Annotated in this window: 20 protein-coding genes, 1 tRNA gene and 1 pseudogene; 9 read left to right on the top strand and 13 right to left on the bottom strand. The window is 71.8% G+C overall.

The window, feature by feature from the left end; translation table 11 throughout:
- Positions 1 to 19: 19 nt before the first annotated feature.
- Positions 20 to 793, top strand: coding sequence for a sulfite exporter TauE/SafE family protein (locus tag M2163_RS39605; protein WP_280848085.1), 774 nt, complete (start codon positions 20 to 22; stop codon positions 791 to 793).
- Here the strand turns inward: M2163_RS39605 and M2163_RS39610 are convergent.
- Positions 773 to 1,573 (bottom strand): HAD-IIA family hydrolase, encoded by an 801-nt coding sequence (locus M2163_RS39610; protein ID WP_280896407.1) that lies wholly within the window; start codon positions 1,571 to 1,573, stop codon positions 773 to 775. The two genes, M2163_RS39605 and M2163_RS39610, sit on opposite strands and share 21 nt — an antisense overlap.
- A gap of 424 nt (positions 1,574 to 1,997) precedes the next feature.
- On the opposite strand from M2163_RS39610, the gene M2163_RS39615 reads away from it, so the two are divergent.
- Positions 1,998 to 2,744, top strand: a complete 747-nt coding sequence (locus M2163_RS39615) for a cobalt-precorrin-6A reductase (protein WP_280848083.1) — start codon at positions 1,998 to 2,000, stop codon at positions 2,742 to 2,744.
- Between the two features lie 12 nt (positions 2,745 to 2,756).
- Here the strand turns inward: M2163_RS39615 and M2163_RS39620 are convergent, their stop codons facing one another.
- From M2163_RS39620 to M2163_RS39630, 3 genes are all read right to left on the bottom strand, one after another.
- A complete protein-coding gene (locus tag M2163_RS39620; protein ID WP_280896408.1) occupies positions 2,757 to 4,850 on the bottom strand; it encodes an MDR family MFS transporter in 2,094 nt (697 codons plus the stop codon).
- 57 nt (positions 4,851 to 4,907) lie between these two features.
- A complete protein-coding gene (gene cobF / locus M2163_RS39625; protein WP_280896409.1) occupies positions 4,908 to 5,681 on the bottom strand; it encodes a precorrin-6A synthase (deacetylating) in 774 nt (257 codons plus the stop codon).
- A 453-nt stretch (positions 5,682 to 6,134) separates the two neighbouring features.
- On the bottom strand, positions 6,135 to 6,653 hold the full coding sequence (locus M2163_RS39630) for a DUF309 domain-containing protein (protein WP_280896410.1): 519 nt from the start codon (positions 6,651 to 6,653) through the stop codon (positions 6,135 to 6,137).
- A 100-nt stretch (positions 6,654 to 6,753) separates the two neighbouring features.
- Between M2163_RS39630 and M2163_RS39635 the strand changes: the two genes are divergently transcribed.
- Positions 6,754 to 6,827: transfer RNA gene (locus M2163_RS39635), tRNA-Pro, on the top strand.
- 160 nt (positions 6,828 to 6,987) lie between these two features.
- Here the strand turns inward: M2163_RS39635 and M2163_RS39640 are convergent.
- Positions 6,988 to 7,453, bottom strand: a pseudogene (locus tag M2163_RS39640) (acyltransferase); the annotation flags it as partial.
- A 111-nt stretch (positions 7,454 to 7,564) separates the two neighbouring features.
- On the opposite strand from M2163_RS39640, the gene M2163_RS39645 reads away from it, so the two are divergent.
- Positions 7,565 to 8,227 carry an NUDIX domain-containing protein gene (locus M2163_RS39645; RefSeq protein ID WP_280848079.1) on the top strand — a complete coding sequence of 221 codons (663 nt, stop codon included), beginning with the start codon at positions 7,565 to 7,567 and terminating at the stop codon, positions 8,225 to 8,227.
- Between the two features lie 87 nt (positions 8,228 to 8,314).
- Positions 8,315 to 9,298, top strand: coding sequence for an aldo/keto reductase (locus M2163_RS39650; RefSeq protein ID WP_280897386.1), 984 nt, complete (start codon positions 8,315 to 8,317; stop codon positions 9,296 to 9,298).
- A gap of 44 nt (positions 9,299 to 9,342) precedes the next feature.
- Here the strand turns inward: M2163_RS39650 and M2163_RS39655 are convergent, their stop codons facing one another.
- Positions 9,343 to 10,071 (bottom strand): TetR/AcrR family transcriptional regulator, encoded by a 729-nt coding sequence (locus M2163_RS39655; protein ID WP_280896411.1) that lies wholly within the window; start codon positions 10,069 to 10,071, stop codon positions 9,343 to 9,345.
- Positions 10,072 to 10,256: 185 nt separating this feature from the next.
- Here M2163_RS39655 and M2163_RS39660 point away from each other — a divergent pair, with 185 nt between their 5' ends.
- Positions 10,257 to 12,416: a glycosyltransferase gene (locus tag M2163_RS39660; RefSeq protein WP_280896412.1), complete on the top strand. Its 2,160-nt coding sequence runs from the start codon at positions 10,257 to 10,259 to the stop codon at positions 12,414 to 12,416.
- Positions 12,413 to 13,186 (top strand): polysaccharide deacetylase family protein, encoded by a 774-nt coding sequence (locus M2163_RS39665; protein WP_280896413.1) that lies wholly within the window; start codon positions 12,413 to 12,415, stop codon positions 13,184 to 13,186. The genes M2163_RS39660 and M2163_RS39665 overlap by 4 nt, the downstream gene beginning before the upstream one ends.
- Positions 13,187 to 13,192: 6 nt before the next feature.
- Here the strand turns inward: M2163_RS39665 and M2163_RS39670 are convergent, their stop codons facing one another.
- The 3 genes from M2163_RS39670 to M2163_RS39680 are packed head-to-tail and all read right to left on the bottom strand — an operon-like array spanning position 13,193 to position 17,129.
- Positions 13,193 to 14,359 carry a glycosyltransferase gene (locus tag M2163_RS39670; RefSeq protein ID WP_280848074.1) on the bottom strand — a complete coding sequence of 389 codons (1,167 nt, stop codon included), beginning with the start codon at positions 14,357 to 14,359 and terminating at the stop codon, positions 13,193 to 13,195.
- Positions 14,356 to 15,666 carry an ATP-grasp domain-containing protein gene (locus tag M2163_RS39675; RefSeq protein WP_280896414.1) on the bottom strand — a complete coding sequence of 437 codons (1,311 nt, stop codon included), beginning with the start codon at positions 15,664 to 15,666 and terminating at the stop codon, positions 14,356 to 14,358. Before M2163_RS39675 ends, M2163_RS39670 begins: the two co-directional genes overlap by 4 nt.
- Positions 15,667 to 15,716: 50 nt before the next feature.
- Positions 15,717 to 17,129 carry an exopolysaccharide biosynthesis polyprenyl glycosylphosphotransferase gene (locus M2163_RS39680; RefSeq protein WP_280896415.1) on the bottom strand — a complete coding sequence of 471 codons (1,413 nt, stop codon included), beginning with the start codon at positions 17,127 to 17,129 and terminating at the stop codon, positions 15,717 to 15,719.
- A gap of 117 nt (positions 17,130 to 17,246) precedes the next feature.
- Between M2163_RS39680 and M2163_RS39685 the strand changes: the two genes are divergently transcribed.
- Together M2163_RS39685 and M2163_RS39690 are read left to right on the top strand one after the other, a co-directional pair.
- Entirely contained in the window at positions 17,247 to 18,497 is a 1,251-nt protein-coding gene (locus M2163_RS39685) for an FAD-dependent oxidoreductase (protein WP_280896416.1), read from the top strand.
- A gap of 8 nt (positions 18,498 to 18,505) precedes the next feature.
- Positions 18,506 to 19,237: a TetR/AcrR family transcriptional regulator C-terminal domain-containing protein gene (locus tag M2163_RS39690; protein WP_280848070.1), complete on the top strand. Its 732-nt coding sequence runs from the start codon at positions 18,506 to 18,508 to the stop codon at positions 19,235 to 19,237.
- A 30-nt stretch (positions 19,238 to 19,267) separates the two neighbouring features.
- On the opposite strand, the gene M2163_RS39695 is transcribed toward M2163_RS39690, so the two are convergent.
- Genes M2163_RS39695 through M2163_RS39710 form a run of 4 tightly spaced genes read right to left on the bottom strand, consistent with a single transcriptional unit; the run spans position 19,268 to position 24,004 of the window.
- Positions 19,268 to 20,146, bottom strand: a complete 879-nt coding sequence (locus M2163_RS39695) for a hypothetical protein (protein ID WP_280896417.1) — start codon at positions 20,144 to 20,146, stop codon at positions 19,268 to 19,270.
- Positions 20,143 to 22,296 carry a polysaccharide deacetylase family protein gene (locus M2163_RS39700; RefSeq protein ID WP_280896418.1) on the bottom strand — a complete coding sequence of 718 codons (2,154 nt, stop codon included), beginning with the start codon at positions 22,294 to 22,296 and terminating at the stop codon, positions 20,143 to 20,145. Before M2163_RS39700 ends, M2163_RS39695 begins: the two co-directional genes overlap by 4 nt.
- Positions 22,293 to 22,631, bottom strand: a complete 339-nt coding sequence (locus M2163_RS39705; RefSeq protein WP_280896419.1) for a hypothetical protein — start codon at positions 22,629 to 22,631, stop codon at positions 22,293 to 22,295. The genes M2163_RS39700 and M2163_RS39705 overlap by 4 nt, the downstream gene beginning before the upstream one ends.
- The gene (locus M2163_RS39710) at positions 22,628 to 24,004 is read right to left on the bottom strand and encodes a glycosyltransferase (protein WP_348542162.1); all 1,377 of its coding nucleotides are present in this window, start codon (positions 24,002 to 24,004) and stop codon (positions 22,628 to 22,630) included. Before M2163_RS39710 ends, M2163_RS39705 begins: the two co-directional genes overlap by 4 nt.
- Positions 24,005 to 24,209 lie beyond the last annotated feature (205 nt).

The raw sequence follows: 24,209 nt of genomic DNA on the forward strand, positions 1-24,209 counted from the left end.
ACATAGCATCGGTCTCCGCATGGACACGATGACGCTCTGGCACATTTCCGGCTGGGAGTTCGCCGCCCTCGCCGCCGCGGCACTGCTCGTGGGCTTCTCCAAGACCGCCGTGAGCGGGGCCAACACGGTCAGCCTCGCGATCTTCGCCGCGGTGCTGCCCGCCCGCGCCTCCACCGGCGCGCTGCTGCCGATCCTGATCGCCGGGGACGTGCTCGCGGTGCTCACCTACCGGCGGCACGCCCACTGGCCCACCCTCTGGCGGCTGTTCCCGGCGGTCGCGGTCGGCGTGGTCGCCGGCACGCTGTTCCTCCGGTGGGCGGACGACGGGATCGTACGGACGTCGATCGGCGCGATCCTCCTGTTCATGGCGGCGGTGACGGTCTGGCGCCGCCGCACGGCCGACGCCGAGGAGGAACCCGACTCGGTCGCCACCCGGACCGGCCGCGTCAAGGCCCGCTCCTACGGCGTCCTCGGCGGCTTCACCACCATGGTCGCCAACGCCGGCGGCCCCGTGATGTCGATGTACCTGCTGTCCGCGGGCTTCCGCAAACTCGGCTTCCTCGGCACCTCGGCGTTCTTCTTCCTGATCGTCAACGTCTCCAAGGTGCCCTTCAGCGTCGGCCTCGGCCTGATCGACGGGCACTCGCTGCTGCTCGACCTCGCCCTCGTGGCGTTCGTCGTGCCCGGCGCGCTGCTCGGCAAATGGGCCGTGAACCGCATCAACCAGCGGCTCTTCGAACAGCTGGTGATCGCGGCGACGGTCGTGGGCGGTCTACAGCTCCTGCTGCGCTGACGCGCCGAGCAGCGCCGGCAGGTCCGCGAAGGAGTCGATCACGTGGTCGGGCCTGCCACTGGCCGAGCGGTGGGTCTCCGGGAGGTACTTGCCGGTCCTCACCAGCACTCCGGTGAGCCCGGCGCGCTGCGCGGCCAGCACGTCCGACTCGATGTCGTCCCCCACCATCAGCGCCTCGTCCGGCCCGGCCCCGAGCCGCGCGAGTGCCGCCTCGAAGAACGCGGGCGACGGCTTGCCGGTGACCTCGGCCTCGGTCCGGGCGGCCTGCTCCAGACCGGCCAAGAAGGCCCCGGCGTCCAGCTGGAGCCCGTCGGCGGTACGCCAGTACAGGTTGCGGTGCATCGCCACCAGCCGGGCCCCGCGCTGGAGGTGCCCGAAGGCCCGGTTGAGCGCCGCGTAACCGAACTCGGGCCCGGCACCTCCGAGCACGACGACGTCGGCGTCCTCGGCCTCGTCGCCGACCAGCGTGACGCCCGCGAGGTCCTCGGCGATGTCCCCGCTGTTCAGCAGGGCGCAGCGGGCGCCGGGACAGTGGTGGGCCAGATACGCGGCGGTGACCGCGGGCGCGGTGAGGATGTCCTCCGCCGATACGGCGAACCCTGCCCCCACCAGCACCGAGGCGATCGACGCCCGCGTCCGCGAGGTCGTGTTCGTCACCAACGCGACCCCGAACCCGGCCTCCCGCACCTCCCGCAACGCCGCCACCGCCCCGGGCAGGGGCTCCCACGAAACGGTGAGGACACCGTCGATGTCGATGAGGACCGCACGCACGGATGCCATGCCCGGACCATAACCAGGGACGGGCTGGAACGCCTGTTGTCCGACGCCCCTGATGTTCTGCCGGGGTGGGCGGACGTGGGCCGAGCCGCACACCCTGCCGGAGGGGGCGGGCGTTGGTCCCGGCGGGGGACCGGACCGTGCCGCATGCCCCACCAGACGGCGACGGGCGTCGGTCGCGGCCGTGCGCGCGCCGTGCCACATGCCCTGCCGGAAGGGGCGGGCATCGGTCGCGGCGGGGCACCCGGCTGTGCCGCATGTCCCACCGGGGAGGGCGGACGTCGGCCGCAGTTCCGGAGGGGACGGACGTCGGCCGCAGTTCCAAGGCCGACCGTGCCGTATGTCATGCCGGAGGGGGGCGGGCGTGGGCCGACGGCATGCACCCGCCGTGCCGTCTCGCGCCCCCTGACCTCGTACGCTACCCGCCATGTCCCCGCACATCCTGATCCTCGGCGGCACCACCGAGGCCCGTGAACTGGCCGCCGTGCTGGCGGCGCGGCCGGGTGTGCGCGTCACCACCTCCCTCGCGGGGCGGGTGACCCGGCCGGGCGCGGTCGCGGGGGAGGTGCGGATCGGGGGGTTCGGCGGGGTCGAGGGGCTGGCCGACTGGCTGCGGGACGAGCGTGTCGACGCACTGGTCGACGCCACCCACCCCTTCGCCCGCGCGATCACCGCCCACGCGGCACGGGCGGCCGCGGCGACCGGCGTGCCCTGCGTGGTGCTGCGCCGCCCCGGCTGGCGGCCGGGGCCGGGGGACCGCTGGCACCAGGTCGACTCCCTCGACGAGGCCGCTCGGTTGCTGCCGAGCCTCGGCCGGCGGGTGTTCCTGACCACCGGTCGCACGGAGCTCGCCGCCTTCGCCCACCTGACCGAACTGCACTTCGTCGTACGGTCGGTGGAGCTGCCCGAGCCGCCCATGCCCCCGCACACCGAAGTCCTTCTCGCCCGCGGCCCGTTCACGGTGGCCGACGAGTCGACGCTCCTGTACGACCACTGCATCGACGTCCTGGTCACCAAGGACAGCGGGGGCACGGCCACCTCCGCCAAACTCACGGCCGCCCGCGAACTGGCCGTGCCCGTGGTGGTCGTACGCCGACCGGCCCTGCCCGACGGGGTGACGGCGGTGCCGGACGTGGCGGGCGTCGAGAGGTGGCTGGACCTCGACCGCCTTTGACACGCACGCGGTTCAGCCGGCGGTGCTGTTCGCCAACTCCCGTGTCCGCTGCGGCAGTCCGCTGTTCAGGTCCTCCACCAGGAGCCGTTTCGCGATCGTGTCCACCGCTGCCCTCAGGTCCGTGCCCGAGGGGCGGCCGATATCCTGCTGCACCCGGTCCGCAAGCCAGTTGCCCCACGCCGTACTGATGACCCGGGCCTCGCGCGCGCCCCCCGGGGTGTGGGAGAAGAGATGGCCGGCCCGGGTCAGATAACCCTCCTCGACCATCCGGTCGAAGACGGGCAGCAGCACCTCGGGCGGCAGATGCCGGCGCGCGGCGATCATGCCGAGGCTCGCGTGCCCGACCATCCGGTTGTGCAGCTCCACCTGCATCACGGCCCACGCCCCGGCGATGTCGAGCCGGGTGTCGGAGTCCGCGATGATCCGGCGCGCGGTGTCCAGGTCCGTACTGCCGATGATCTTCCCGACGGTGCTCTCCAGCACCCGCTGCGAGTCCGCCCCGGACGGTGACGCGAACCCCTCGCCCATGTCGGTGGAACCGGCCCGCGCACTGTCGCGCAGCTGCACCTGCTTGAGGAACAGGGCGACGACGAAGCCGAGCGCCGCGACCGGCACGGTCCACCGGAACACCGTCTGGATCGTGTCGGCGTACGCACTGATGATCGGCGCTGCGACGGCCGGGGGAAGGTCGTGCAGGCCCTCCGGGCTGGTCGCCGCCTTGGTCACGACGGCCGGATCCAGCCCGCCGCCCGCCGCCCGCACCGCGGAGGCGATGCCGTCCTTCAGGTGGGGCGTGAGGGAGTTGGTGTAGATCGTGCCGAAGACGGCGGTGCCGAAGGAACTGCCCAGCGTACGGAAGAAGGTGACGCCCGAGGTCGCGGTGCCGAGGTCGGCGTACTCGACGGTGTTCTGCACGGCGATCGTCAGGACCTGCATGCACAGCCCGATGCCGGTGCCCAGCACGAACATGTACAGCGACTCCAGCCACGCCCCCGTCGACGGCCCCATCAGGGACATCAGGAACAGCCCGAGCCCCATCACCAGGGAGCCGGCGATCGGGAAGAGCCGGTAGTGCCCGGTCTTGCTCACCACGTTCCCGCTCGCGACCGACGCGATGAGCAGGCCGATCACCATGGGCAGCGTCCGCACCCCGGAGACAGTGGCCGAGTCGCCGTCGACGTACTGCAGATAGGTCGGCAGATACGTCATCGCGCCCAGCATCGCGAAGCCCACGATGAAGCTGAGGATCGAGCAGACCGTGAACACCGGGTTGGCGAACAGCCGCATCGGCAGCATCGGTTCGGCCGCCCGGGTCTCCACCCAGCAGAAGAGCCCGAGCGCGATCGCCCCGCCGACGAACAGACCGATGACGACGCCGGAACCCCACGCGTACTCGTTGCCGCCCCAGCTCGTCGCCAGGATCAGTGCGCTGGCACCCACCGCGACGAACGCGATGCCCAGGTAGTCGATCACCGGCCGCACCGCCGACTTGACCACGGGGATCGTGCGGGCGGCAGCGGCCACCACGACGACCGCGACGGGGACGTTGACGTAGAACGCCCAGCGCCAGGTCAGATGGTCGGTGAACAGGCCGCCGAGTAGCGGTCCGACGACCGTGGCCACCCCGAACACGGCTCCGATGGCGCCCTGGTACTTGCCGCGCTCACGCAGCGGGATCACGTCGGCGATCAACGCCATCGCCGTCACCATCAGACCGCCGGCGCCGACTCCCTGCATCGCCCGCCAGACGATCAGCAGCGTCATGTTGGAGGCCAGGCCGCACAGGAACGAACCGGTGATGAACACGATCGCCGACACCTGGAAGACCACCTTGCGGCCGAACAGGTCGCCGAACTTGCCCACCAGCACGGTCGCGACGGTCTCCGCGAGGAGGTACGAGGTCACGACCCACGACATGTGCTCGGCGCCGCCGAGATCCGACACGATCGTCGGCAGGGCGGTGCCCACGATGGTCTGGTCGAGGGCGGCGAGCAGCATCCCCAGCATGATCGTCACGAAGACGACGTTGCGGCGGCGCGCGTCCAGCACGGGTGGCTGGGCGGCGGCGGTCGGTGTGGATGGCCCGGATTCCTCGGCGACTGTCACAAGGGCACGATCACACCGCTGGGCCATCCGTGCATGCGGGGCGGTCCGCCCGGGTGCCTACGGCTGCTTCGGATGCCGGCGCAGCAGATACGTGTCCATGATCCAGCCCTTGCGCTCCCGCGCCTCGGCGCGCAGCCGCTCGATCCGGGGCGCGGCCTCGGCGATCGGACCGGAGGCGAGGATCTCGTCCGGTGTGCCGATGTAGGCGCCCCAGTAGATGTCGATGTCCTGGTCGGCGTAGGCGCGGAAGGCCTGGTGGGCGTCGAGCATCACGACCACGTCGTCCACCCCCTCCGGGAACCCCTCGGCCAGGCGCCGGCCGGTGGTGATCTGGACGGGCCGCGCGACCCGGTTCAGCCCGGTGCGATGCCGGGCCACCAGCGCGGACACACTGCTGATGCCGGGCACGACGTCGTACTCGAAGGACACCGAACCCCGCTCCAGGATCTCCTCGAGGATCCCGAGCGTGCTGTCGTACAGCGCGGGGTCCCCCCACACCAGGAACGCGCCGCTCTCGCTCTCGCCCAGCTCCTCGGAGATCAGCCGCTCGTAGATGTCGGCGCGGGCGCTGCGCCAGTCACCGACGGCGGGGGAGTACGCGGAGCCGCCCGCACTGCGGTCCCGCTCCGGGTCCCGGGCCTCCACGACCCGGTACGTCCCCTCCGGTATGTGCGCGTCCAGCATGTCCCGGCGCAGCTGTGTGAGATCGCCCTTCACCTCGCCCTTGTCCAGGACGAAGAACACGTCCGTGCCGCGCAGCGCCCTGACCGCCTGGAGGGTGAGCTGCTCGGGGTCGCCCGCGCCGATACCGATGACATGAATCTTTCGCACACCCCGAGTCTGCCCCACGCCACTGACAGCGACGGCACCGCGTCCGGCATCGGACCCCGGGCCGGCGAGTTACCGGGCGCGGAACGCGGTCACGATTCCCGATGCTGGGGTCTGGGGTCTGGGGTCTGGGGTCTGCGGACTGCGGGCCGGGCGGGGCGTCAGTGGCGGTGGAGGGGTTTGTGCGGCAGGCCCCGCGCCCGCGGCCGTGGTGGAGCCGACCGCCGAGTGTTGCTGTTCCACTGCCCACCTGGGGTGTCGCGCCTGCGGCCCCGAGTGCCGCGCTGCCGGCCGGGCGCAGCGCACGCGGCCACGGTGCCGACCCACCAGGCGGTGTCGTGCTTGTCGCCGTGATGTTGGGCTGCCCGCCCGGCATCGGCCTCAGCCAGTCGGACTGCGCGCCTGGCACCTCCCGGCACCGCTGCCCGACCGCCGTGCGGCGTTCGCCCGCCCCCGTCATCCCCGCAGCCGAGGACCACGGCTGTGCGCGTCCACCGCCGAGCCGCTCCGCTCCACGTCGTCCGCCAGCCGTCGGGCCCATCCGCCGAGCCCGGTCAGGTCCATCCCGTACGGCCGCTCCCGCCCGGCGGGCGACGCGGCCCACTCCTCCACGGCCCCGGCACCGCGACGCAGCAGCCTCGCGCCGCCCGTGACGTTCCCCCGGGCCGCGTGGGTCAATCCCACCGCGAGCTGGGCGAGCCCCCGCCACAGGGCCCGTTCCTCGTCGGGGCCCGATTTCCAGGCGTCCTCGAAGACCTCGTGGGCATGAAAAGGGCGCCCCAGGTCCAGCAGTTCCTGCGCCTCGGCCACCGTCTCCTCCGGAGCGCGCACCACGCCCTCCGGCTGCCGGGCGACGCCGTCGGCGCCGTACGGGAGCGGTCGTCCGAGCCCGTCCCGGGGCCGGGCGTTGCGTGCCCGGCCCTCGCTGTCCCGGTCCCGCGCGCCCGGCTGCCGTCCTGAGGATGTACTGGCCATGCGTCGATTGTCCCGCGCCTGGTGCCCGCTTCGGTCCTGCCCCCTGTGTGGGGTAAAGTTCTGTACGCGCGTTCCCGCGGTCGACCGCGGGGCAGCGCACCGGGACGTGGCGCAGCTTGGTAGCGCACTTGACTGGGGGTCAAGGGGTCGCAGGTTCAAATCCTGTCGTCCCGACGGTGCGAAGGGTCTTCGCGGGCGAGAGCCTGCGGGGGCCCTTTTCGTGTGTTCCGGCGACGACGTCCGGCCGGTGGAGGCACGTGCACGCCGGTCTGCCGCACCAGGCCGGGCACCCGACGCCAGCGCGGAGAGGCTCCAGGCCCGCAGCCGGGCCACCTCAGTCAGACCCCTCAGCCTCGTCCCCCCCCTCAACCCGGCCCCCGATTCCCTGCCGGGCCGCTTCGGGGCGGTGGCTGCCCCGGGGGCGGTAGCCGAGTTCCTCGGAGCGGCCCAGCAGATCGGCGAGGTGCCAGACGATGGCCGGCCACATCCCCGTGCCCTGGAGGCCGGGTTCGGGGCCGGGTCCCGCCGAGCCCGGCCCGAACCTGAAGCCGGCCCGCCTGCCGACGCGAGAGCGCCCCGGCCGGCTGCCGCTCGGCCCAGTCGCGGATCTCCCCGGAGCGGTACCCGTCAGCGGCGTGCCCGAGCTGCCGGGTGCGCAGCCACAGAGGGTGGGCCACGTCGAGCACGTTGCAGGCGTTCTCCCGTCCGGGACCGAAATGCCGGGCGCCGCGCGCATGGTCCAGGACCGTGTCCACGACCCGCTCCGGATACGGCACGGGCAGCCCGAACTGTGCGAACGACCGGCCCGGAATGGTAGAAGCGGTCATGACCAACTCGCACCAAGCCCGCTTCCGCTGCTCCTCCCGTAATGCCCGTACCTCCCGCTCCACCTCCCGGACGGCGGGTGTCCGATGACCGAGGGCGTCGACATCCCCGACCGCCGGGGCCGCACCGGACTCGACCGCACCGGCCTGGACCTGACACGCAACCCGCGCGTCAAGGTCCGCGAGGTGAAACTGCTGTCCAGCCACTGGTACGTCGAGCGGGCCACCACGTTCGACCTCCAGCGCGCCGACGGCACCTGGAGCACCCAGCAGCGCGAGACCCACGACCGCGGCAACGGCGCCACCATGCTGCTGTACGACACGGAACGCGAAACCGTGCTGCTCACCCGCCAGTTCCGGTTCCCGGTGTACGTCAACGGGCACCCCGACGGACTGCTGATCGAAACCCCCGGCGGTCTGCTCGACGACGATGACGAGCACCCCGAGATCGCCGTGCGGCGCGAGGTCGTCGAGGAGACCGGGCACACCATCGGCGAGGTCCGCCACGTCTTCGACGTCTACATGAGCCCCGGCTCGGTCACCGAGCGCGTCAGCTTCTACGCCGCCGAGTACGCCCCCTCGACCCGTACCCACGAGGGAGGCGGTCTCCATGAGGAGGGCGAGGACATCGAGATCCTCGAACTGCCCTTCCGCAGAGCCCTGGAGATGATCCGCACCGGGGAGATCGCCGACGCCAAGACCATCATGCTGCTCCAATGGGCGGCTCTGGAGGGCCCGTTCGCCAAGTGAGCGCGCAAGTCCTTGACTTCGTGTGCGCTCCAGCATGAAGACTCCCGTGTGCCCCCGTACCAGGGGCTCACACGGGAGGACATCACCATGCGCTACCGCACCATCGGCACCGACCCGGCGACCCGCCGCGAGGTCAGCGTCCTCGCGCTCGGCGCGATGCTGTTCGGCTCACGGACCGACGAGGAGACCTCCTTCGCCGTACTCGACCGCTATGTCGAGGCCGGCGGCAATTTCATCGACACGTCCGACAACTACGCCTTCTGGGAGGGCGGCGGACAGGGCGGCCAGAGCGAGGAACTGCTCGGCCGGTGGCGGCGCAGCCGCGGCATCGGCGACGAGATCGTCATCGCCACGAAGCTCGGCGCCCGCCCCCTGGCCCCCGGCACCAGCTACGTCGACAACGCGGAGGGCCTGTCGGCCAAGGTGATCCGTGAGTCGGCGGAACGCAGCCGGGAACGCCTCGGCGTGCCCAAGCTGGACCTCCTGTACGCGCACATAGAGGACCACAAGGTCCCGCTCCAGGAGACGGTGGAGGGATTCGCCGAACTGGTCACCGAGGGCACCGTGGGTCTGCTGGGCGTGAGCAACCACGCGGTGTGGCGGGTGGAGCGGGCCCGTGCCCTGGCGGCGGCGGCAGGCCTGCCGGGCTACGAGGTCCTCCAGTACGCCCACAGCCATCTGCGCCCCCGCACCGACGTCCCGGAGCCCCTCTTCCCCGACGGCAGCCTCGGCCACGCGGGCCCGGACCTGCTGAGCTACCTGCGCGCGGAGCCCGCCCTCACCCTGGTCGCGTACTCGCCCCTCCTCAAGGGCGCCTACACCCACCCGGACCGCCTCCCCGCCGACTTCGACCACCCGGGCACGCCGTCCCGCCTGAAGGCCCTGACGGAGGTGGCGAAGGAAACGGACGCCACCGTCAACCAGGTGGTCCTGGCCTGGCAGCTCGGCGGCGATCTGCCCGTCATCCCGCTCGCCGGGGTGTCGTCCGTGGCCCAGCTGGAGGAGAACCTGGCGGCGGTGGAGCTGGAGCTCACGGGGGAGCAGCGGGCCCGGTTGGACGGGGTTCACTGACCGTTTGGACCGTTTGGGCGGCTTGTGATGGTATGTCGGGCTCGTCACGCCGTGTCGGTGAACCGGTCGAGCAGCGCGTCCAGCCCTGCCGCCAGCCCTTCCGGTCCGCCGCGGTCGGCGAGTGCGGGGGCGATGTCCCGGAGAGCCGGCAGTTCTTGCGGTGGCATCCGGTGCAGGCCCAGACGGAACGCCGGGTCCGACTCGTCGGGGTTGTCCACCATCGGACGCAGCTCCACGGACACGTAGCCGAGGAGCCAGGCGGTGAAGGCCCGGAAGGCGACGGCCACCCGGTCGTCGTCGAATCCGGCCTCCCGCAGGAGCACCAGCACCCGCTCGTGGTCCCTGAGCACGGCCGGCGGCCGACGGGCGAGCGGCACCGCCAGCATGCGCGTGGTCAGCAGCGGTACCGCCTGGGGATGGTCGAAGCAGACGTCGTAGGTCGCCCGCGCGACGCGATGGAGCCCCGTACGCCATCCGGGTGCCCCGGTGGTCTCGTCCCCGCGCCCCTGTTCGGCGGTCAGCCGCTCCTCCAGTTCGAGGTAGAGGGCCTCGACCAGACCGTCCAGCAGGGCCTCCTTGCTCGCCGCATACCGGTACAGCGCCATCGCCTCCACGCCCAGCTCGGCCCCGAGCCGCCGCATGCTCAGGGCCGACAACCCCTCCTGGTCGACCAGGTCGAGGGCGGCTGCCAGCACGCGCTCGCGATTGAGCCTGCCGTAGCGCCCGCGATCGCTCGCGCGACGTGCTGGGTCGTTTCCGGGTCCGTTGACCATGCCGCGCCTCCTTGCCCCGCGGTCCAACAGGGGCGACCGTATTCATATACGTCGTAAACATACCTGGCATGGGTCATCTGTTGGCGTCAGTGCGGGGATCGGCGGAGCATTGACGAGGTGGTACCGGCCGGGTGGCGGGCACGCCGGAGCTACCGGTGCCGCTCGGTGATGAGCAGGAGGGCCCGATGAACCGTCCACTGCGCGTCACGGTGGTGACGCACGCCGGAGTCATCGGTGGCGCGGAACTCTGGCTGCTGGCGCTGCTCGACGCCACCGACCGGCTGGACGTGGACGCGGTCATGCTGGGCCCGGGACCGCTGGACGAGCAGTTCCGCCGCAGGGGCATACCGTGCGTCACGCGCTCCACGGGCCGGACCGGAGTGGCCGTGGCGGCCTCCGCGGTGTCCCTCGCGCGCAGGTTGCGGGTGAATCGGCCGGACGTGGTCCTCGCCAACGGGGTCAAAGCGGCGTGTGTGTGCGGACCGGCGGCGTGGCTCGCCGGCGTGCGATGCGTGTGGGCCAAGCACGACTACACCCATCCCCGCCTGATGAGGCTCCTGGCCATGCTCACCGACGATTGCGTGGCGACGGCGGAGGGACTGCTCCTCGCCTCGAGACATCCCCGGGCCGTGCTCGTTCCGTTCCCCGCGCCGGAAGGCACCGCGCTGTCCCGCGAGGCCGCCCGGGAGGAGCTGGCACGACATGGGGCACGGCTCGCGGAGGGCCACGACGAGCCGCTGTTGCTCACCGTCAGCCGTCTGGTCTCCAACAAGGGCGTGGACGACGCGATCGAGGCCTTGGCGAAGCCTGGGGGCGAGCGCTGGCGACTGGCCGTGGTCGGTGAGGACGCGCCGACCGAACCGGGGGAGCGGAGCAGGCTCTCCCGGTTGGCCGCCGATCTCGGAGTGCGTGACCGCGTCGACTTCACGGGCTGGATCCCCGACGCCTGGCGGATCATTCCCGGTGCTGACGTGGCCGCGGTGCTGACCAAGCCCACACCGTCCATGCCCTATCCGGAGGGGTTCGGTGCGGTCGCGCTGGAGGCGATGCGCTCCGCCGTCCCGGTGATCACCACTGCGGGCAGCCCCGTCGCCGAGCGGGTGGCGCAGCCGGGTGCGGCGAACGCTGGGATCGCCGTGCCGCCCGGCGACTCCACCGAGGTGGCTCTGGCGCTGCGGCGTCTGGCGGACCGTGACACCCGTGCCGCCATGGGCGCGGTGGGACGCCGCCTGACCGCAGCTCACCCCGGGCCTGCCGAGTGCGCCGGACGGCTGGCGCAGGTCCTGTCCGAGGCCGCGCGGCTGCCGGGTGCGGGGCTGACCGGGACCGCGCCGGTCTCGGTGGTGACCACCGTGCTCAACGAGGCCGACGTGATCGACCGGCTTCTCGAACTGCTGGTACCCCAACTGGTCGAGGACGGCGACGAGATCGTCGTCGTGGACGGCGGGTCCACCGACGGCACGGCCGACCGGGCCGAGGCCTGGGCCTCGAAGGACGCCCGGATCCGCCTGCTCCGGCTCCCGGGCTCGGGTATCTCGGCCGGACGCAACGCCGGCGTGCGTGCGGCGCGCAACTCGCTGATCGCCTGCACCGACGCGGGCTGTGACCCCGGTCCGGACTGGCTGGACCGGCTTCGCGCGGCGGCGGCGGAGCCCGTCCCGGCCGACCTGATCACGGGCGTCTACCGGGTGGACGGCCACCGAGCGTCGGCCCGTGCCATGTCGGCGGTGGGGTATCCGGTCCCCGAGGAGGCCCGCCGTCCGCGACCGTGGACCCGCGTGTACTGCCGGCTGTTCGGCCGCGGACTCGACGCGACCATGCCCACGGGGCGTTCGATGGCCTTCTCCCGCGCCGCCTGGCAGGACGCCGGGGGCTTTCCCGAACATCTGCGCACCTGTGAGGATGTGCTCTTCGGCCGCGCCGTGGTGGGTACCGGCCGCCGGGCGGTCCTGGCCTCGGCGGCCGAGGTCCGCTGGGAACAACGGCCGACCCTGCGCGGGACGGCGGCGATGTACTTCCGTTACGGCGAGGGCGGCGGACAGTCGGCCGACCCGCACCTGGTGGCCCGGGACCTGGCCAGGGCGTTCGCCTACACCACCGCCGTCGCCGCGGTGGTGACCGGCCCGCGCGCCCGGTCCGTCGCGATCAGCGCGTTCGCGGTCTACGTGTCGGTGCCGCTCACCAGGGTCGTGCGCCGGCGCCACTGGGCGGCGCTGCCCCTGGTCCCCTTCGCGGCGGTGGTGCGCGACCTGGCCAAGGTGGCCGGCGCCGGGCGCGGACTGGTCCGGGGGACGAGAGCGGACGGACCTGCCGCGGACGATCCGGATACGGACGGTTCTCCATGACTGGGGCCCTTCCGGTCAGGTCGCCGCTGGTGCTGATGTACCACGGTGTCGGCACACGGCCCGCCCGAAAGGACCGGGACTGCTTGTTCGTACCGCCCGACACGCTCCACAGACAGCTGCGGGGACTTCTCGACCGCGGCTGGACGCCCCTGACGCTCGACCGGTACCTGCGCGGTGACTTCCCACGGCGCAGCGTGCTGGTGACGTTCGACGACGGTTACCTGGCCCTGGTGGAGGAAGGGCTGCCGGTCCTGCGCGAGCTGGGGGTACCCGCGACGGCCTTTGTGCTCGGCGGCATGCTGGGCGGCACCGCCACATGGACGGCCGGGATGCCCGACGAACCACTCCTGGACGCGCAGGGCGTACGCGCCCTGGTCGATGCGGGGTTGGACGTCGAATGCCACGGATGGGACCACGGCGACCTGGTGAACGCCACGGCCGGGACCTTGGCCCGCAGCCTCGTGGACGCCGCTGCGGTGGTGGCCGACCTCACCGGGAGGCGTGTCCGCGCCTTCGCCTATCCCTACGGAAGGCACGACGCCGCCGCACGCAGAGCGGTGGCCGAAGCCGGATACGAGATCGCCTTCGGCGTGCACGAGGGTGCCGGACGCTACGCCGTCCCCCGTGTCGACATCAACGCCACCGAGACCGACGCGACCTTCCGCCTGAAGACCTTGCGGAGCTATCCCGCCCTGCGCCGGATGGCCGGGGCGGTGCCGTCGTTGCGCCCCGCCCTGCACACGCTGATCGGCCGCGCCCACCGGCCGTGACCACGTCTACCCGGCCGGCGCGTCCACCCTCGCAGGGTCCGCGCCACGGAGGCCCGCGGCCCAGACCCGGTGGGCGTCGTCGTACACGGTGTCCATGCGCTCGACGACCTGGCGCACCCCGTGATGGCGACGGATGTGTGCCTGCGCCTCGGCGCCGAGGGCACGACTGGTCGCCGGATCGGCCAGCAGACGTGTCACGGCGGCTGCCAGAGCGCCCGGCTCCTCCAACGGCACCAGGGCGAACGGCACATGAGGGGCCGGGAGGAATTCCCGCGCTCCCGGCACGTCGGTGACGACCACGGGGCGGGAGCATGCCATGGCTTCCAGCGGGGCGAGTGCCATCCCCGCTTCCCAGCGCGAGGCCAGCACCACGAGATCGGCCGCGAGATACCAGTCACGGGGATCGACGACGGCTCCCGCGAACCCGACTGTGGGCGACGCCCGTGCCGTCAGGAGCGAACCGTCCGGACCGCTCCCGACCAGCACCAGCCGTGCCTCCGGCAGCCGGGCCTCCACCTCCGTCCAGGCGTCGAGCAGCACGTCCTGCCCCTTCTGTCGGCACAGACGTGCCACGCACACCGCCAGTGGTCCCGTGCCAAGGACGCCGAGGCGGTACCGCGCGGCCGCACGCGAGGAGGCCCCCGGCGGGGTGAGCCAGTCGAGGTCCACCCCGTTGCGGACGACCGTGCACCGGGACCGGATGCCCGCGGCCACTCCCTGGGCACGCTCGCCCTCGCTGACACACACCACCTGGTGGGCCCAGCGGGCTCCCGCCCTCTCCCACCGCACGGCGGCGGTCCGCAAAGCGGGGGACACGGCGGCGAACGGCCATGCATGCGGTTGATAGACGGTGGGAAGGCGCCCGCGCAGCGCCAGGCGGCCTGCGAGGCCCGCCTTCGCGCTGTGCAGGTGCACCACGTCCGGTCGCACCAGGTCCACGATGCGCCGCACTCCGGCGACCTCGCCCGGAAGCGCCGGACCGGGCGACCGTACGGCGTCCCAGCACACCGTTCGGGCCCCGCGCTGCGCTGCTGTCCACGTCAGCGTGCCGACGCCCGGACACGCCACGGTCACCCGGTCGCCTTTCGCGCACTGCCCGGCGGCCAGGTCCGTGACCACTCGGGCGACGCCTGCTTCGCTCGACTGGGTGATGTGCAGGATGGCCCGTGTCACGGCGCCGCACCCTTCCGTGACAGGAGCGGATCTGCCGGAGCACGGACGGTCCGGTCCGGCGGCTCATGCCCGTGCGGGTGCCCGTCCGGGGCACCCTTGTCCGGCCGGCGCAGGGTGCGCACCGGTTTCGTGAGCCGCCGGGCCACGGTGGCGCTGAAGCGCACCGACTCGGCGACCGCGGGCAGCGGATCGTCCCCGCTCAGCCAGGCCCGTTCGAGGTCGCGCCGCGGCAGCGCTGTCGGGAGCCGGCGTTCGCGCCAGGCGGTCACCGTCGCCGATACCGCGTCCAGATTGCCCACGATGAAGCCCCGGTCGTCGATCTGTGTGCCGTCCGGGACGTGCCGATCTGTCAGGTCGAGGTACATCGCCCGGACCACGTCCATTCCTCCCGCGGTGCTGAAGAGGCGGAACTGCTGTCCGAACCGAGGGTTGAAGTCCACCAGCTTGTACAGGCCGTCGCGCCGGTCGAAGCGCCAGTCGAGGTCCGCGATCCCGCGGTAGCCGAGGGCTCGGCACAGCTCTGCTGCCAGGGTGGCCAGGACGGTGTTGGCCCGGGCCCGCGCCCGGGTGGTGAGGCCTGTCCCGGGCGGCCAGGAGCGGAGCTTGCGCCCGGTGAAGACGAGCCGGGGTATGCCTCCCGCGTCCACGTAGAGGTGGGTGAACCACTCCTCGGCACGTTCCAGAGGGATGTACTCCTGCACGACGACGGAGGGAGAACCGGCCCTCCCGCACCGGGCGAGCAGCTCGGCCTCGTCGCGGACCACTGTGGTGTGCCCGACGGCTGGGTCGTTGAGCTTGGTGAACGGCTCCCTGTCCTTCAGGACCACGGGAAAGCCCCAGTCACGGCCCACCGCGACCAACTCGGCGCGGTCGACCGGCGATCGGGTCCGGGGAGTGGGCACGCCGTACTCCTGGCAGATTCCGTGCAGCCCCTCCTTGCTGGCCAGTCTGCGGGGCAGCCCGGGCGGCACAGGGGGAAGCACGAACCGTTCGGCCAGACGGTCGGCGTTCTCCGCCAGCAGGACGGCGGCCTCGTCGCCCTCCGCCACAGCGACGGTGGGGCGCCCGATCTCCCGGCCGATCCGCAGGAGGGCCGAGACCAGCTCCGAAGCGTCCTCCCCTCCGGTCGTCGGTCGGACGAAGCGGCCGGCGAGATGTCGTGAGAGGGCGACCGGGGTGAAGCGGTCCTCGACCATGGCGTACGTCGGCACGCCCATACGCCCCAGTGTGCGCACCACCCCGAGGCCGCCGTGCAGCTGCGGAAACCGGCCCACCTTGACGAGCAGCGCCGGTGCTCGGTCGCTCATGCGGGGCTCCTTCGGTGCGCGCGTCGACCGGGGTCAGGCCACGGCACGGTTCAGCTGGCGCCGGTCCGGCGCACGACCGCGGACGGCGTCCGCAGCAGGATGGACAGGTCCAGGGCGGCCGACCAGTTCTCGACGTAACTCACGTCGAGTCGGATCCGCTCTTCGGTCGGCAGGCGAGAGCGGCCGCTGACCTGCCACAAACCGGTCATGCCCGGCTTCACCAGAAGCCGGTGACTCCCGTCTTCGCTCAGGGCGGCGACCTCGTCCTTCACCAGTGGTCTCGGACCGACCAGGGACATCTGGCCCGCCAGCACGTTGAACAGCTGCGGCAGCTCGTCCAGGGAGGACGAGCGCAGGAAGGACCCCGCGCCGGTGACCCGAGGGTCGTCCGCGATCTTGAAGAACCGGTCGCTGCCGTAATGGTTGAGGTGGGCGAGCTCGCCCTTGCGCCGATCCGCGCCACGGTGCATGGTCCGGAACTTCAGAAGAGTGAATTCATGACTGTCGCGCCCGATTCTGCGTTCCCGGAAGAACGCGGGACCTGGGCTGTCGAGCCGTACCCAGGCACCGATGACCACCATCAGTGGAGTCAGCAGCAGGATGCCCAGCAGGGCCAGCAGACGATCGGTCAGCTCCTTGGGGAGGCGGGGCAGCCCGGAAAGCGCGGGCGCGCGCAGCTGCAGAAGGGGCACCCCGGCGACCGGACGCACGGCCAGTCTCCGGGCCGCGACGTCGGCGAGGACCGGCGCGAGCATCAGGTCGACGCCCTCCGCCCGCAAGTCCCAGGACAGCCGCCGCAGTCTATCGGCACCCAACTCGGGGCCCGGCAACGCGATGACCGCGTCGCAGCCGGTCCGCCGTACCACCCTGAGCAGGTCCATGGCGTCGCCGGACATCCCGGCCTCCGCGCCGGCCCGGCCGTCGGCGGCCGTCGGGCCGGCGCGGTGGACTGCGACGACCTGCGGCCGCGGGCCGTGCCCCCGGCGCAGTGCCGCAATCAACTCGGAGGCGGACTCGGCCGGGCCGAGTACGAGCACCCGGCCGGCGCTCCGGCCTGGACCCGAGCGCAGGCGAGCCGGTCGGTACCGGCGCAGGCCGACCGTCAGTGCGGCGGCGAGCGGCAGCGCGACCAGCGCGTCGTGCAGCAGGTCGTCGCGCGGCGCGAACCACCATGCGGTACCGGCCGCTGCGGCGGCCAGGCAGGCCGCCCCCATAACCCGGCGGGAACACCCCGTGTCGGCGGCGGGCCCGTATGCCCGCTGTGACGCCAGCGAGAGGAGCCACAGCGGAACGAGCAGGGCCGGGACGAACCAGCGATGGAAGAGCAGCTGCACCCCGCACGCGGCGATGGCCGCGGCGGTCGCGTCGACCGCGACCAGGAGCGGGACGGAAGATCTGCGGCGACGGCGCATGCGTGAGCTTCCCGCGGTCTTCGCCGGCCCGGTGCCGGTCGTTTCGTCCACGACGGCCATGGTTCGCAACCTCACCTCTTGGCCGGTCTTGAATGCCCAAACCTGTACGTTTACGATGTATACATACATACGCTGCACAAGGGCCGAAAGTCAAGAAACCGGGAAGCCATGAAGCCTTCAGGACACACCGAAGTCGCCGTGGTCGGAGCAGGCCCCTACGGACTCTCGATCGCCGCCCACCTCCGGGGCCGCCGCGTGCCGTACCGGATCTTCGGGGAGCCGATGCAGGGCTGGCGCTCGCACATGCCGCGCGAGATGCACCTCAAGTCGTCCCCGTTCTCCTCGTCGATCTCCGCCCCCGCACCGGGGTACGGGCTCGGAGATTTCCGGGTCCAGGAGGGACGCCACCCGGGCCGCGAGCGGGAGCCGGTGCCGCTGTCCGAGTTCGTGCGCTACGGGATCTGGTTCCAGCAGAACTGCGTCCCCGAGCTGGAGCGGACCGCGGTGTGCTGCCTCGACCGCTCCCACGACGGCCGGTTCCGGGTCACGCTGGACTCCGGGGAGGAGTTCGCCGCGCGCACCGTCGTGGTCGCCACGGGCGTCCATCCCTTCGCGTACGTACCACGGGAGTTGACCGGGCTGAGGGACGACGGCCTCGTCTCGCACACGGCGGATCACACCGACCTGGCGGTGTTCGAGGGACGACGCGTCGTCGTGGTGGGCAGCGGCCAGTCCGCCCTGGAGACCTCGGCCCTGCTGAACGAGGCCGGAGCACGGCCCACGGTGGTCGCCCGCAGCCGCCCGTCCTTCGGCCCTCCTCCCGAGGCCGACTGGGCGCAGGACCGTCCGCTCCACGCTCGACTGATGTGGCCGGAGGCCGCGATGGGCACGGGATGGCCGCTGGTGGTCTGCAGCCGCGGACCCGCGGCCATCCGTCACATGCCGGCCCACATCCGTGCCCACCTTCTGCGCACGGTCCTGGGGCCGTCCGGCGCATGGTGGCTCCGAGAACGCGTGCAGGGCCGTGTTCCGGTGCTGCCCGGCCGTAGTCTCCGCTCGGCGGCGCGCGAGAACGGCGGTGTGCGGCTACAGGTGTCGGATGCTGGCGGAGACGTGGAGACCCTGTACGCCGACCACGTCATCGCGGGGACCGGATACCTGGTGGACATCGACAGGGTGGCCCTGCTGAGCCCGGAACTGCGCCGGGCGGTGCGCAAGAACGCGGTCGGTCCGCCCCAGTTGGCCGGTGCGCCGCGACTGTCCGCCGACTTCCAGGCCTCGGTGCCCGGCCTGTACTTCGCGGGGCTGGCCGCAGCTCCCACCTTCGGGCCGCTCCTGCGATTCGTGTGCGGCACGGGCTTCACCGCCCGCCGGATCAGTGACTCACTGGCAGCGGGCAACGCGGCACGGAACAAGTGAGGCGACGCATGACCCATGGGACAGACGCCCGCGGTGGACGGCGCGTCGGCGACCGGGGACGCTACGGGCGGCTGAGCCGCGAGCGGGTGCTGACGGCCGGTCTCGATGTGGTGGACCGTGAAGGACTGTCCGCGCTGAGCATGCGCAGGCTCGGCGCGGAGCTGGAGGTGGAGGCCATGGCCCTCTACCGTTACGCGGCGGGCAAGGAGGCACTGCTGGACGGCCTGGTCGAGGCTCTGTACCTCGAACTCGAGGAGAATCTGGCATCCTCCGAGCCGGCACCGGGTGAAGGAGTCGGCGAGCCCGTTCCATGGCGCGACGAGCTGCACCGCATCGCCCAGGAGAGCCGCCGCGTCTCCCTGGCACACCCCCATGTCGCGCCGCTGCTCGCCACCCGCATGCTGGCTGTGCCCCTGGCCCGGCGCCCGATGGCGGTGCTGCGGTTCCACGAGCGCCTCCTGGCCCTCTTCGACCGGGCCGGCATGGACGAACGCACCGCCGCGCTGGTCCTGCATGCGGTCACCGCCTGGCTCCTCGGCTATTTCCTGGTCGAGCTGCGGGCCATGGTGGACAACCCCGAGGAGCCTGAGCCCGCGTTCCGGCTCGGCCTGCATCTCATGCCCGCGCAGGAACTCCCGCGGCTGCGGGCCATCGCGCCCGGTCTCGCCGAGCGCGGAGGGCCCGAGCCACTGGCCGCAGGCCTGAACGCCCTGCTCGACCGGTTCATCGTCGGCACGTGACGGCAGGGCACGTGACGGCAGGGTGTCAGGTCATCCCGACGTCGGTGCGGGCGCCTGCATGGCGTGGAAGCCCGCGAAGAGCAACTCGGTGTTGTCCGCCCTGAGCCCTACTCCGCCCGGTCGGCGCAGCGGCCCCGGGGTGCGGTCCTCGGCCGTGAGAACGGTCTTGCCGTCGATGTCGAGTCGGAGCCGGACTGATCCCGAGTCCAGGTTGACGGCGCTTGCCGACACCCGGTGCCAGGTGTCGTAGGAGATGGCGTGTCTGCCCTCGGCCAGGGTGGCGTAGCCTCCGGTGTCCTCGTCCTCCGGGCCCCAGCCCGGAATCTTGCGCTTGATCACCACCGCGCCGTCGCGGCGGCGGAAGCTGATCGCGTACAGCTCGTCGGGGCTGTGGTACCGCAACCAGATGTGGCCGCCGTCCCAGTCCCGGGCGGGGGTCTTCGGCGTGGTGACGGGCGGTTCCAGTCGACTCCGCACACTCACCGTGACCGGACCGAAGTCGCGCCGACGCGAGACCAGACGGAAGACGGCCGAGTCGGTGTGACGGGCGGAGTCGGCGCCGGTGTCGCCGACGTCGGGCACGCCCGTCCAGCCCGCGCCGTCCTTGGCGAAGAGGGAACCGCTGGTGGCGATCCAGTCGCGGGACGCCCTCGCCTGCCGATTGCGCGGGTGGAGGTAGGCGAACTCATTGGTGACCAGGCCCCCCTTGGCGAAACGCGGCTCGAACGGGGCGAAGCCCGGCTCTGCGTCGACTGCGGGCTTGCGTGGTGTCTCCCCGGTCATCCTCATGACCAGGGCCGTGCCGGTCCCGATGAACGCGGCGGTGGCCAGCAGCAGGACGAAGACGAGTGTTCGCCGGGAGGCCCTCCGGCCCTCGGTCCGGAGGGCGCTGCGTGGCTCGTCGCTCATCCGCCCGCCACGGGTACGACCTTGAGGCCGGCGAGGGGCGGCCAGGAGAGCCGGGTGGCGTCCCGGTATGCGGCGTAGGCCACGCCTCCGGCCTCTCCCTCGGCGGGCAGCGTCATCCGAACCGTGCCGTCCACCCTGATCACCGTGGACCGGCCGGTCACCGTGACCGACACCTGGTGGGAGTCGGCCGCCTTCAGGTCGCGTGCTCCGACCAGGCTCTGACTGTCGGCGTTCCCGGAGAGCACCTCCAGGCGGCTGTGGGAGACCTGCACGCTGATCACCTGCGGACTGCCCACCCTGACCTGAATTGCACCTTTCACCCCAGAATCGTACAGCTTGGAGATGGTGCCGCTCGTCGTGTAGTCGGTCCATTCCTGCGTACGGGCGGGCTCGTACGCCCCCAGGGACGACAGGGCGACACGGCCCAGGGGCGTGATCGCACCGTCCTTGATCTGGAACGGCGCACGCACCCCGGGGGCGCTCTGCCAGTAGGCGTTGGGGGCGAGCGGCGCCGATTCGGTCACGGTCTGCCGGGTGACGGCGGCCGTGGGGGTCTTCTGCGGCAGGGGGGAAAGACGCAGCTCGCTGAAGGCCGGGGGTGCGGCGCCCGTACGGTTGCTGCCGACCCGGATGCCGAAGCCCCCGGTGAGTTCGGTGGCGGGGACGTTCTCGGCGACCCAGCTGAGCTCGGTGGTGCCGTCCACCCGGGCCGTGGTGGTGGCGCCGCGCACACTGACGCTCAGGGTGTGCGAACTCTTCTGCGCCAGCTTGCGGACGACCACCTTCCGTCCGCCGTGTTCGAGTGTGGCCGTGTCTTGGCTGACGCTGATCACCACCAGGTTCCTGGTGCGGTTGCGTACCGAGACGGCGGCCTGGTTGGTCCCGTTCGCGAGCCCGGTGATGGTGGCGTCCACCCGGTAGTCGGTCCAGTCCACGCTCCCGAGAGGGCGATAGGCGGCGGCGGCGTAGTGGTCCGTGCCCGCGAAGGGCCTGCGCCCGGTGAAGACGTCGATGCCGCGCCCACCGGTGCCGTCGTCGCGCGTCCACAGCGCGGGTTCGGTCAGCGGGGAGGAGGCGACGGGCGGCCTCTGGGTCCACTCGGCGACGTCGGAGAGCAGCTCGTCGGGGGTGGTCGAGTCGGTCACCTCGAGCCGCTGGACCGTCCGGTCCGCCGCGGCACGGCGGCTTGCGGCGACCGGCGGCCCCAGCGGATCGGGCGACTTGTTGGACAGCGTGGCCGCGTAGTGCTTGGACAGCAGGCTCCGCAGAGTGGACCCGGTAGGCAGGTTTCCGCGCTCGGAGGCCTCGCTGAAGGGGTAGGCGAAGAGCTGGGGCGTCGGCAGGCCGTGGCTCCTGAACTTGTCGATGTTCGTCCTGATGTCCGCGGACACCCGTGCCTGGTACTCCGACCGGGTCTCCAGCCGGTGCCGGTCGTTCAGCCACAGCCGGTTGGAGAGGGCGGAGCCGCGGTGGCCTGCGGCGTCCGTGGGGGCGCGGTGGTGCAGGTTGTGGGTGTGCGCCTGGAAGTCCCACCGGCCGGAGCCTGCCATCCGCCCGATCTCCCGCCAGGAGAGGTAATAGGGGCGGTCGTCCACCCGGGAAGTGATCAGGAAGACGGAGCCGTGCAGGTGATGCCGGGCCAGGATGCGGTCCGCATTGCTCCACAGCCCCCGTGGGCCGTCGTCGAAGGTGATGAAGACCGACCTGGGCGGAGCGGGGCCGCCCTTGAGGTAGTTGACGAACTCCTGGCTGGTCAGGCTGCGGTACCCCGCCTTCTTCAGCGCGGCCATCTGGGCGTCGAACGCGGCGGGCGTGACCACGTACTTGCTGGGGTTGCCGCTGTTGACGTCGTGGTAGGTCAGCACGACCGGTGCCGTGGCCGCCGGCAGCTCCAGGGACAGCCGTGACGCCGTCGCGGCCGCGGTGGCGTCGATGTGGGTGACCGGCGGGCTGGCCTGCTTGCTCACGTACTTCTGCTCCAGGTAGTACTGCGAGGCCACGTAGAACGGCAGCATGAGGACGGACAGGGCGAGCAGGATCAGCCCGGCGCGAACCAACCAGTGGCCGAGAAGGCGGACGCTTCGCCCTGCCCGACCGCGGAGGGCATCGAGCAGGGGGTTCGGCTCCGGCGTGGGCCCGGTCGCGGTCACGGGAGGATGCCTCCTCGGGTGAGCACCATCGAGTACAGGAGCCCGACCACGGCGAGGGACAGCAGGAGGCCGAGCAGGCGTCCCGCCCTGCGGAGGTGGACCTTGTACGGGTTGATCACCGGGTGGCACTCCTCGACCGGCTCCCTCGCCGGAGGACGACGGGGCGATCCGGCGGTGGTCGCCCGGGTGGCCGGTCCTGATGGCGAGCCCGTGCGGGAAGGCCTCCCCGGGTGAGCACCGTCGATTCTCAAGAGGCCGATCACGGCGAGGGACAGCAGGAGGCCGACCAGGTGTCCGGCCTTGCGTAGGTCGACCTTGCGACGGGTGTCCATCACGTAGCACTCCTCGACCAGACCCCTCGCCGGATGGTGGCGAAGGAGTACGGCAGCATCCAGGCCAGGAGCAACGTGGAGAGCAGGCCCATCGCCGGCCGGTAGATCCAGCGGCTGTCGCCGGGGTTGTCGATCAGGAAGGCGATGCCGTAGGCGCAGCCCTTGAAGATGATTCCGCACAGATAGAGCACGGTGAGGAGGGCCGCCCCGTGCATCGGCGCCCAGATCATGTGCCGGAAGGCCATCAGCGGTGCGGCGGTCACCCACAGGACGTGGCCGTAGTAGAGGGTCGCCGGCCCAGGGCCCATGCGCCACATGAAGGTGCCGGTGAAGCACAGGTTGCGGATGAAGCTCTTCTTCCAGCGGATCTGCTGCTTCATCAGGGGCCGGAAGCGGGGCGGTGCATTGGTCCACACCTTGGCCGAATAGACGTAGCCGACCCGCCATCTGCGCTCCGGGTAGTCCCGCTCCGTGACGAACGGCGAATCCGCGTACTGGGCCTTGAGCGACTGGCCCCTCCACACCTGCCCGAGGACGTACCCGGTGAGCTGGCGGTCGGTGGAGAAGCGGAAGGGGGCGCCCATGAAATGGTCGTTGGCCCAGGCGGGCAGGTAGTTGAAGATGGCGTCGCGCCGGAACACCGCCAACGGGCCGGAGACGCAGGTGACGGTGCCGAAGGTGGCCTCCGTCGCCTTCACCACCCGGAACTGGCCCTCGAACCAGACGTCCTGGGCCTTCGTCCAGAAGCTGAAGTCCGCGTTGAGCGCACGGGCGTGGCCGCTCACCGCGCCCAGTTCGCGGTGCGTGACGAGCGCGCGTACGCAGCGGGTGAGTGCGTCCGGGGCGAGGAAGCAGTCGGAGTCGGTCATGGCGATGATGTCGCCGTCGGCCTCCTCGCAGGCGCGGACCAGGGCGCCCTTCTTGCCGAGGTTCTTGTCCAGGCAGATGACCCTGATGTCGAGCTCCGTCTCCAGCCGGCGCAGCACGTCCTGGGTGCCGTCCTCGGACAGGTCGTCGACCACGACGACCTCGAGGTTCGGGTAGTCGCTCGTGGCCATGGAACGCACGCAGTCCTCGATGCACTCCACCTCGTCCTTGACCGCGAGCAGGAAGCTCACCTTCGGCGTCGTGGGCAGCGCGGGAAAGCTGTCGAGATCCTTCGGCCGTTTCCGCAGGGGGCGTTCGGACGGGTCGTCGTAGCGGGTGTAGGCGAGGTAGAACATGATGATCGTGCCGAGCAGGACCATGAAGCCGTAGCTCAGCAACAGGGGGTCCTGCAGCAGCGCCGGCGCCCCGCGGGCCAGGAGCACCAGCAGCGGCAGCAGACAGATCAGGGTCAGTACGCGCCGTGCGTCGAAGCGGGTGTCCGGGTCCATCCGGTCCAGGCAGCGTCGCACCGGTCCGGGGCGGTGCGGCCGTGCCGAGCGAAGTGGTGGCAGGGGCGGCGGCGCCGGCTTCGGCCGGGTGGGTATGCCCTGATCCGGTCCGGACCGCTCCGGTCGCGGCCCGGTGGGCTGCACCTTCAGCCCCTGCGAGGCCGACACCGCGCCCGCGCCGGGAGGTCTGCGGTCGGCGTACGCG

It is taken from the genome of Streptomyces sp. SAI-135, assembly GCF_029893805.1.
Lineage (GTDB): Bacteria > Actinomycetota > Actinomycetes > Streptomycetales > Streptomycetaceae > Streptomyces.

Bases quoted from the DNA above. Each gene is read 5' to 3' on its own strand.
- M2163_RS39650 (WP_280897386.1), top strand. From the start codon at position 8,315: ATGCGCTACCGCACCATCGGCACCGACCCGGCGACCCGCCGCGAGGTC.
- M2163_RS39610 (WP_280896407.1), bottom strand. From the start codon at position 1,573: ATGGCATCCGTGCGTGCGGTCCTCATCGACATCGACGGTGTCCTCACC.
- M2163_RS39665 (WP_280896413.1), top strand. From the start codon at position 12,413: ATGACTGGGGCCCTTCCGGTCAGGTCGCCGCTGGTGCTGATGTACCAC.
- M2163_RS39605 (WP_280848085.1), top strand. From the start codon at position 20: ATGGACACGATGACGCTCTGGCACATTTCCGGCTGGGAGTTCGCCGCC.
- M2163_RS39695 (WP_280896417.1), bottom strand. From the start codon at position 20,146: ATGAGCGACGAGCCACGCAGCGCCCTCCGGACCGAGGGCCGGAGGGCC.
- M2163_RS39630 (WP_280896410.1), bottom strand. From the start codon at position 6,653: ATGGCCAGTACATCCTCAGGACGGCAGCCGGGCGCGCGGGACCGGGAC.
- M2163_RS39615 (WP_280848083.1), top strand. From the start codon at position 1,998: ATGTCCCCGCACATCCTGATCCTCGGCGGCACCACCGAGGCCCGTGAA.
- M2163_RS39660 (WP_280896412.1), top strand. From the start codon at position 10,257: ATGAACCGTCCACTGCGCGTCACGGTGGTGACGCACGCCGGAGTCATC.
- M2163_RS39675 (WP_280896414.1), bottom strand. From the start codon at position 15,666: ATGAGCGACCGAGCACCGGCGCTGCTCGTCAAGGTGGGCCGGTTTCCG.
- M2163_RS39655 (WP_280896411.1), bottom strand. From the start codon at position 10,071: ATGGTCAACGGACCCGGAAACGACCCAGCACGTCGCGCGAGCGATCGC.
- M2163_RS39685 (WP_280896416.1), top strand. From the start codon at position 17,247: ATGAAGCCTTCAGGACACACCGAAGTCGCCGTGGTCGGAGCAGGCCCC.
- M2163_RS39690 (WP_280848070.1), top strand. From the start codon at position 18,506: ATGACCCATGGGACAGACGCCCGCGGTGGACGGCGCGTCGGCGACCGG.
- M2163_RS39710 (WP_348542162.1), bottom strand. From the start codon at position 24,004: ATGGACCCGGACACCCGCTTCGACGCACGGCGCGTACTGACCCTGATC.
- M2163_RS39645 (WP_280848079.1), top strand. From the start codon at position 7,565: ATGACCGAGGGCGTCGACATCCCCGACCGCCGGGGCCGCACCGGACTC.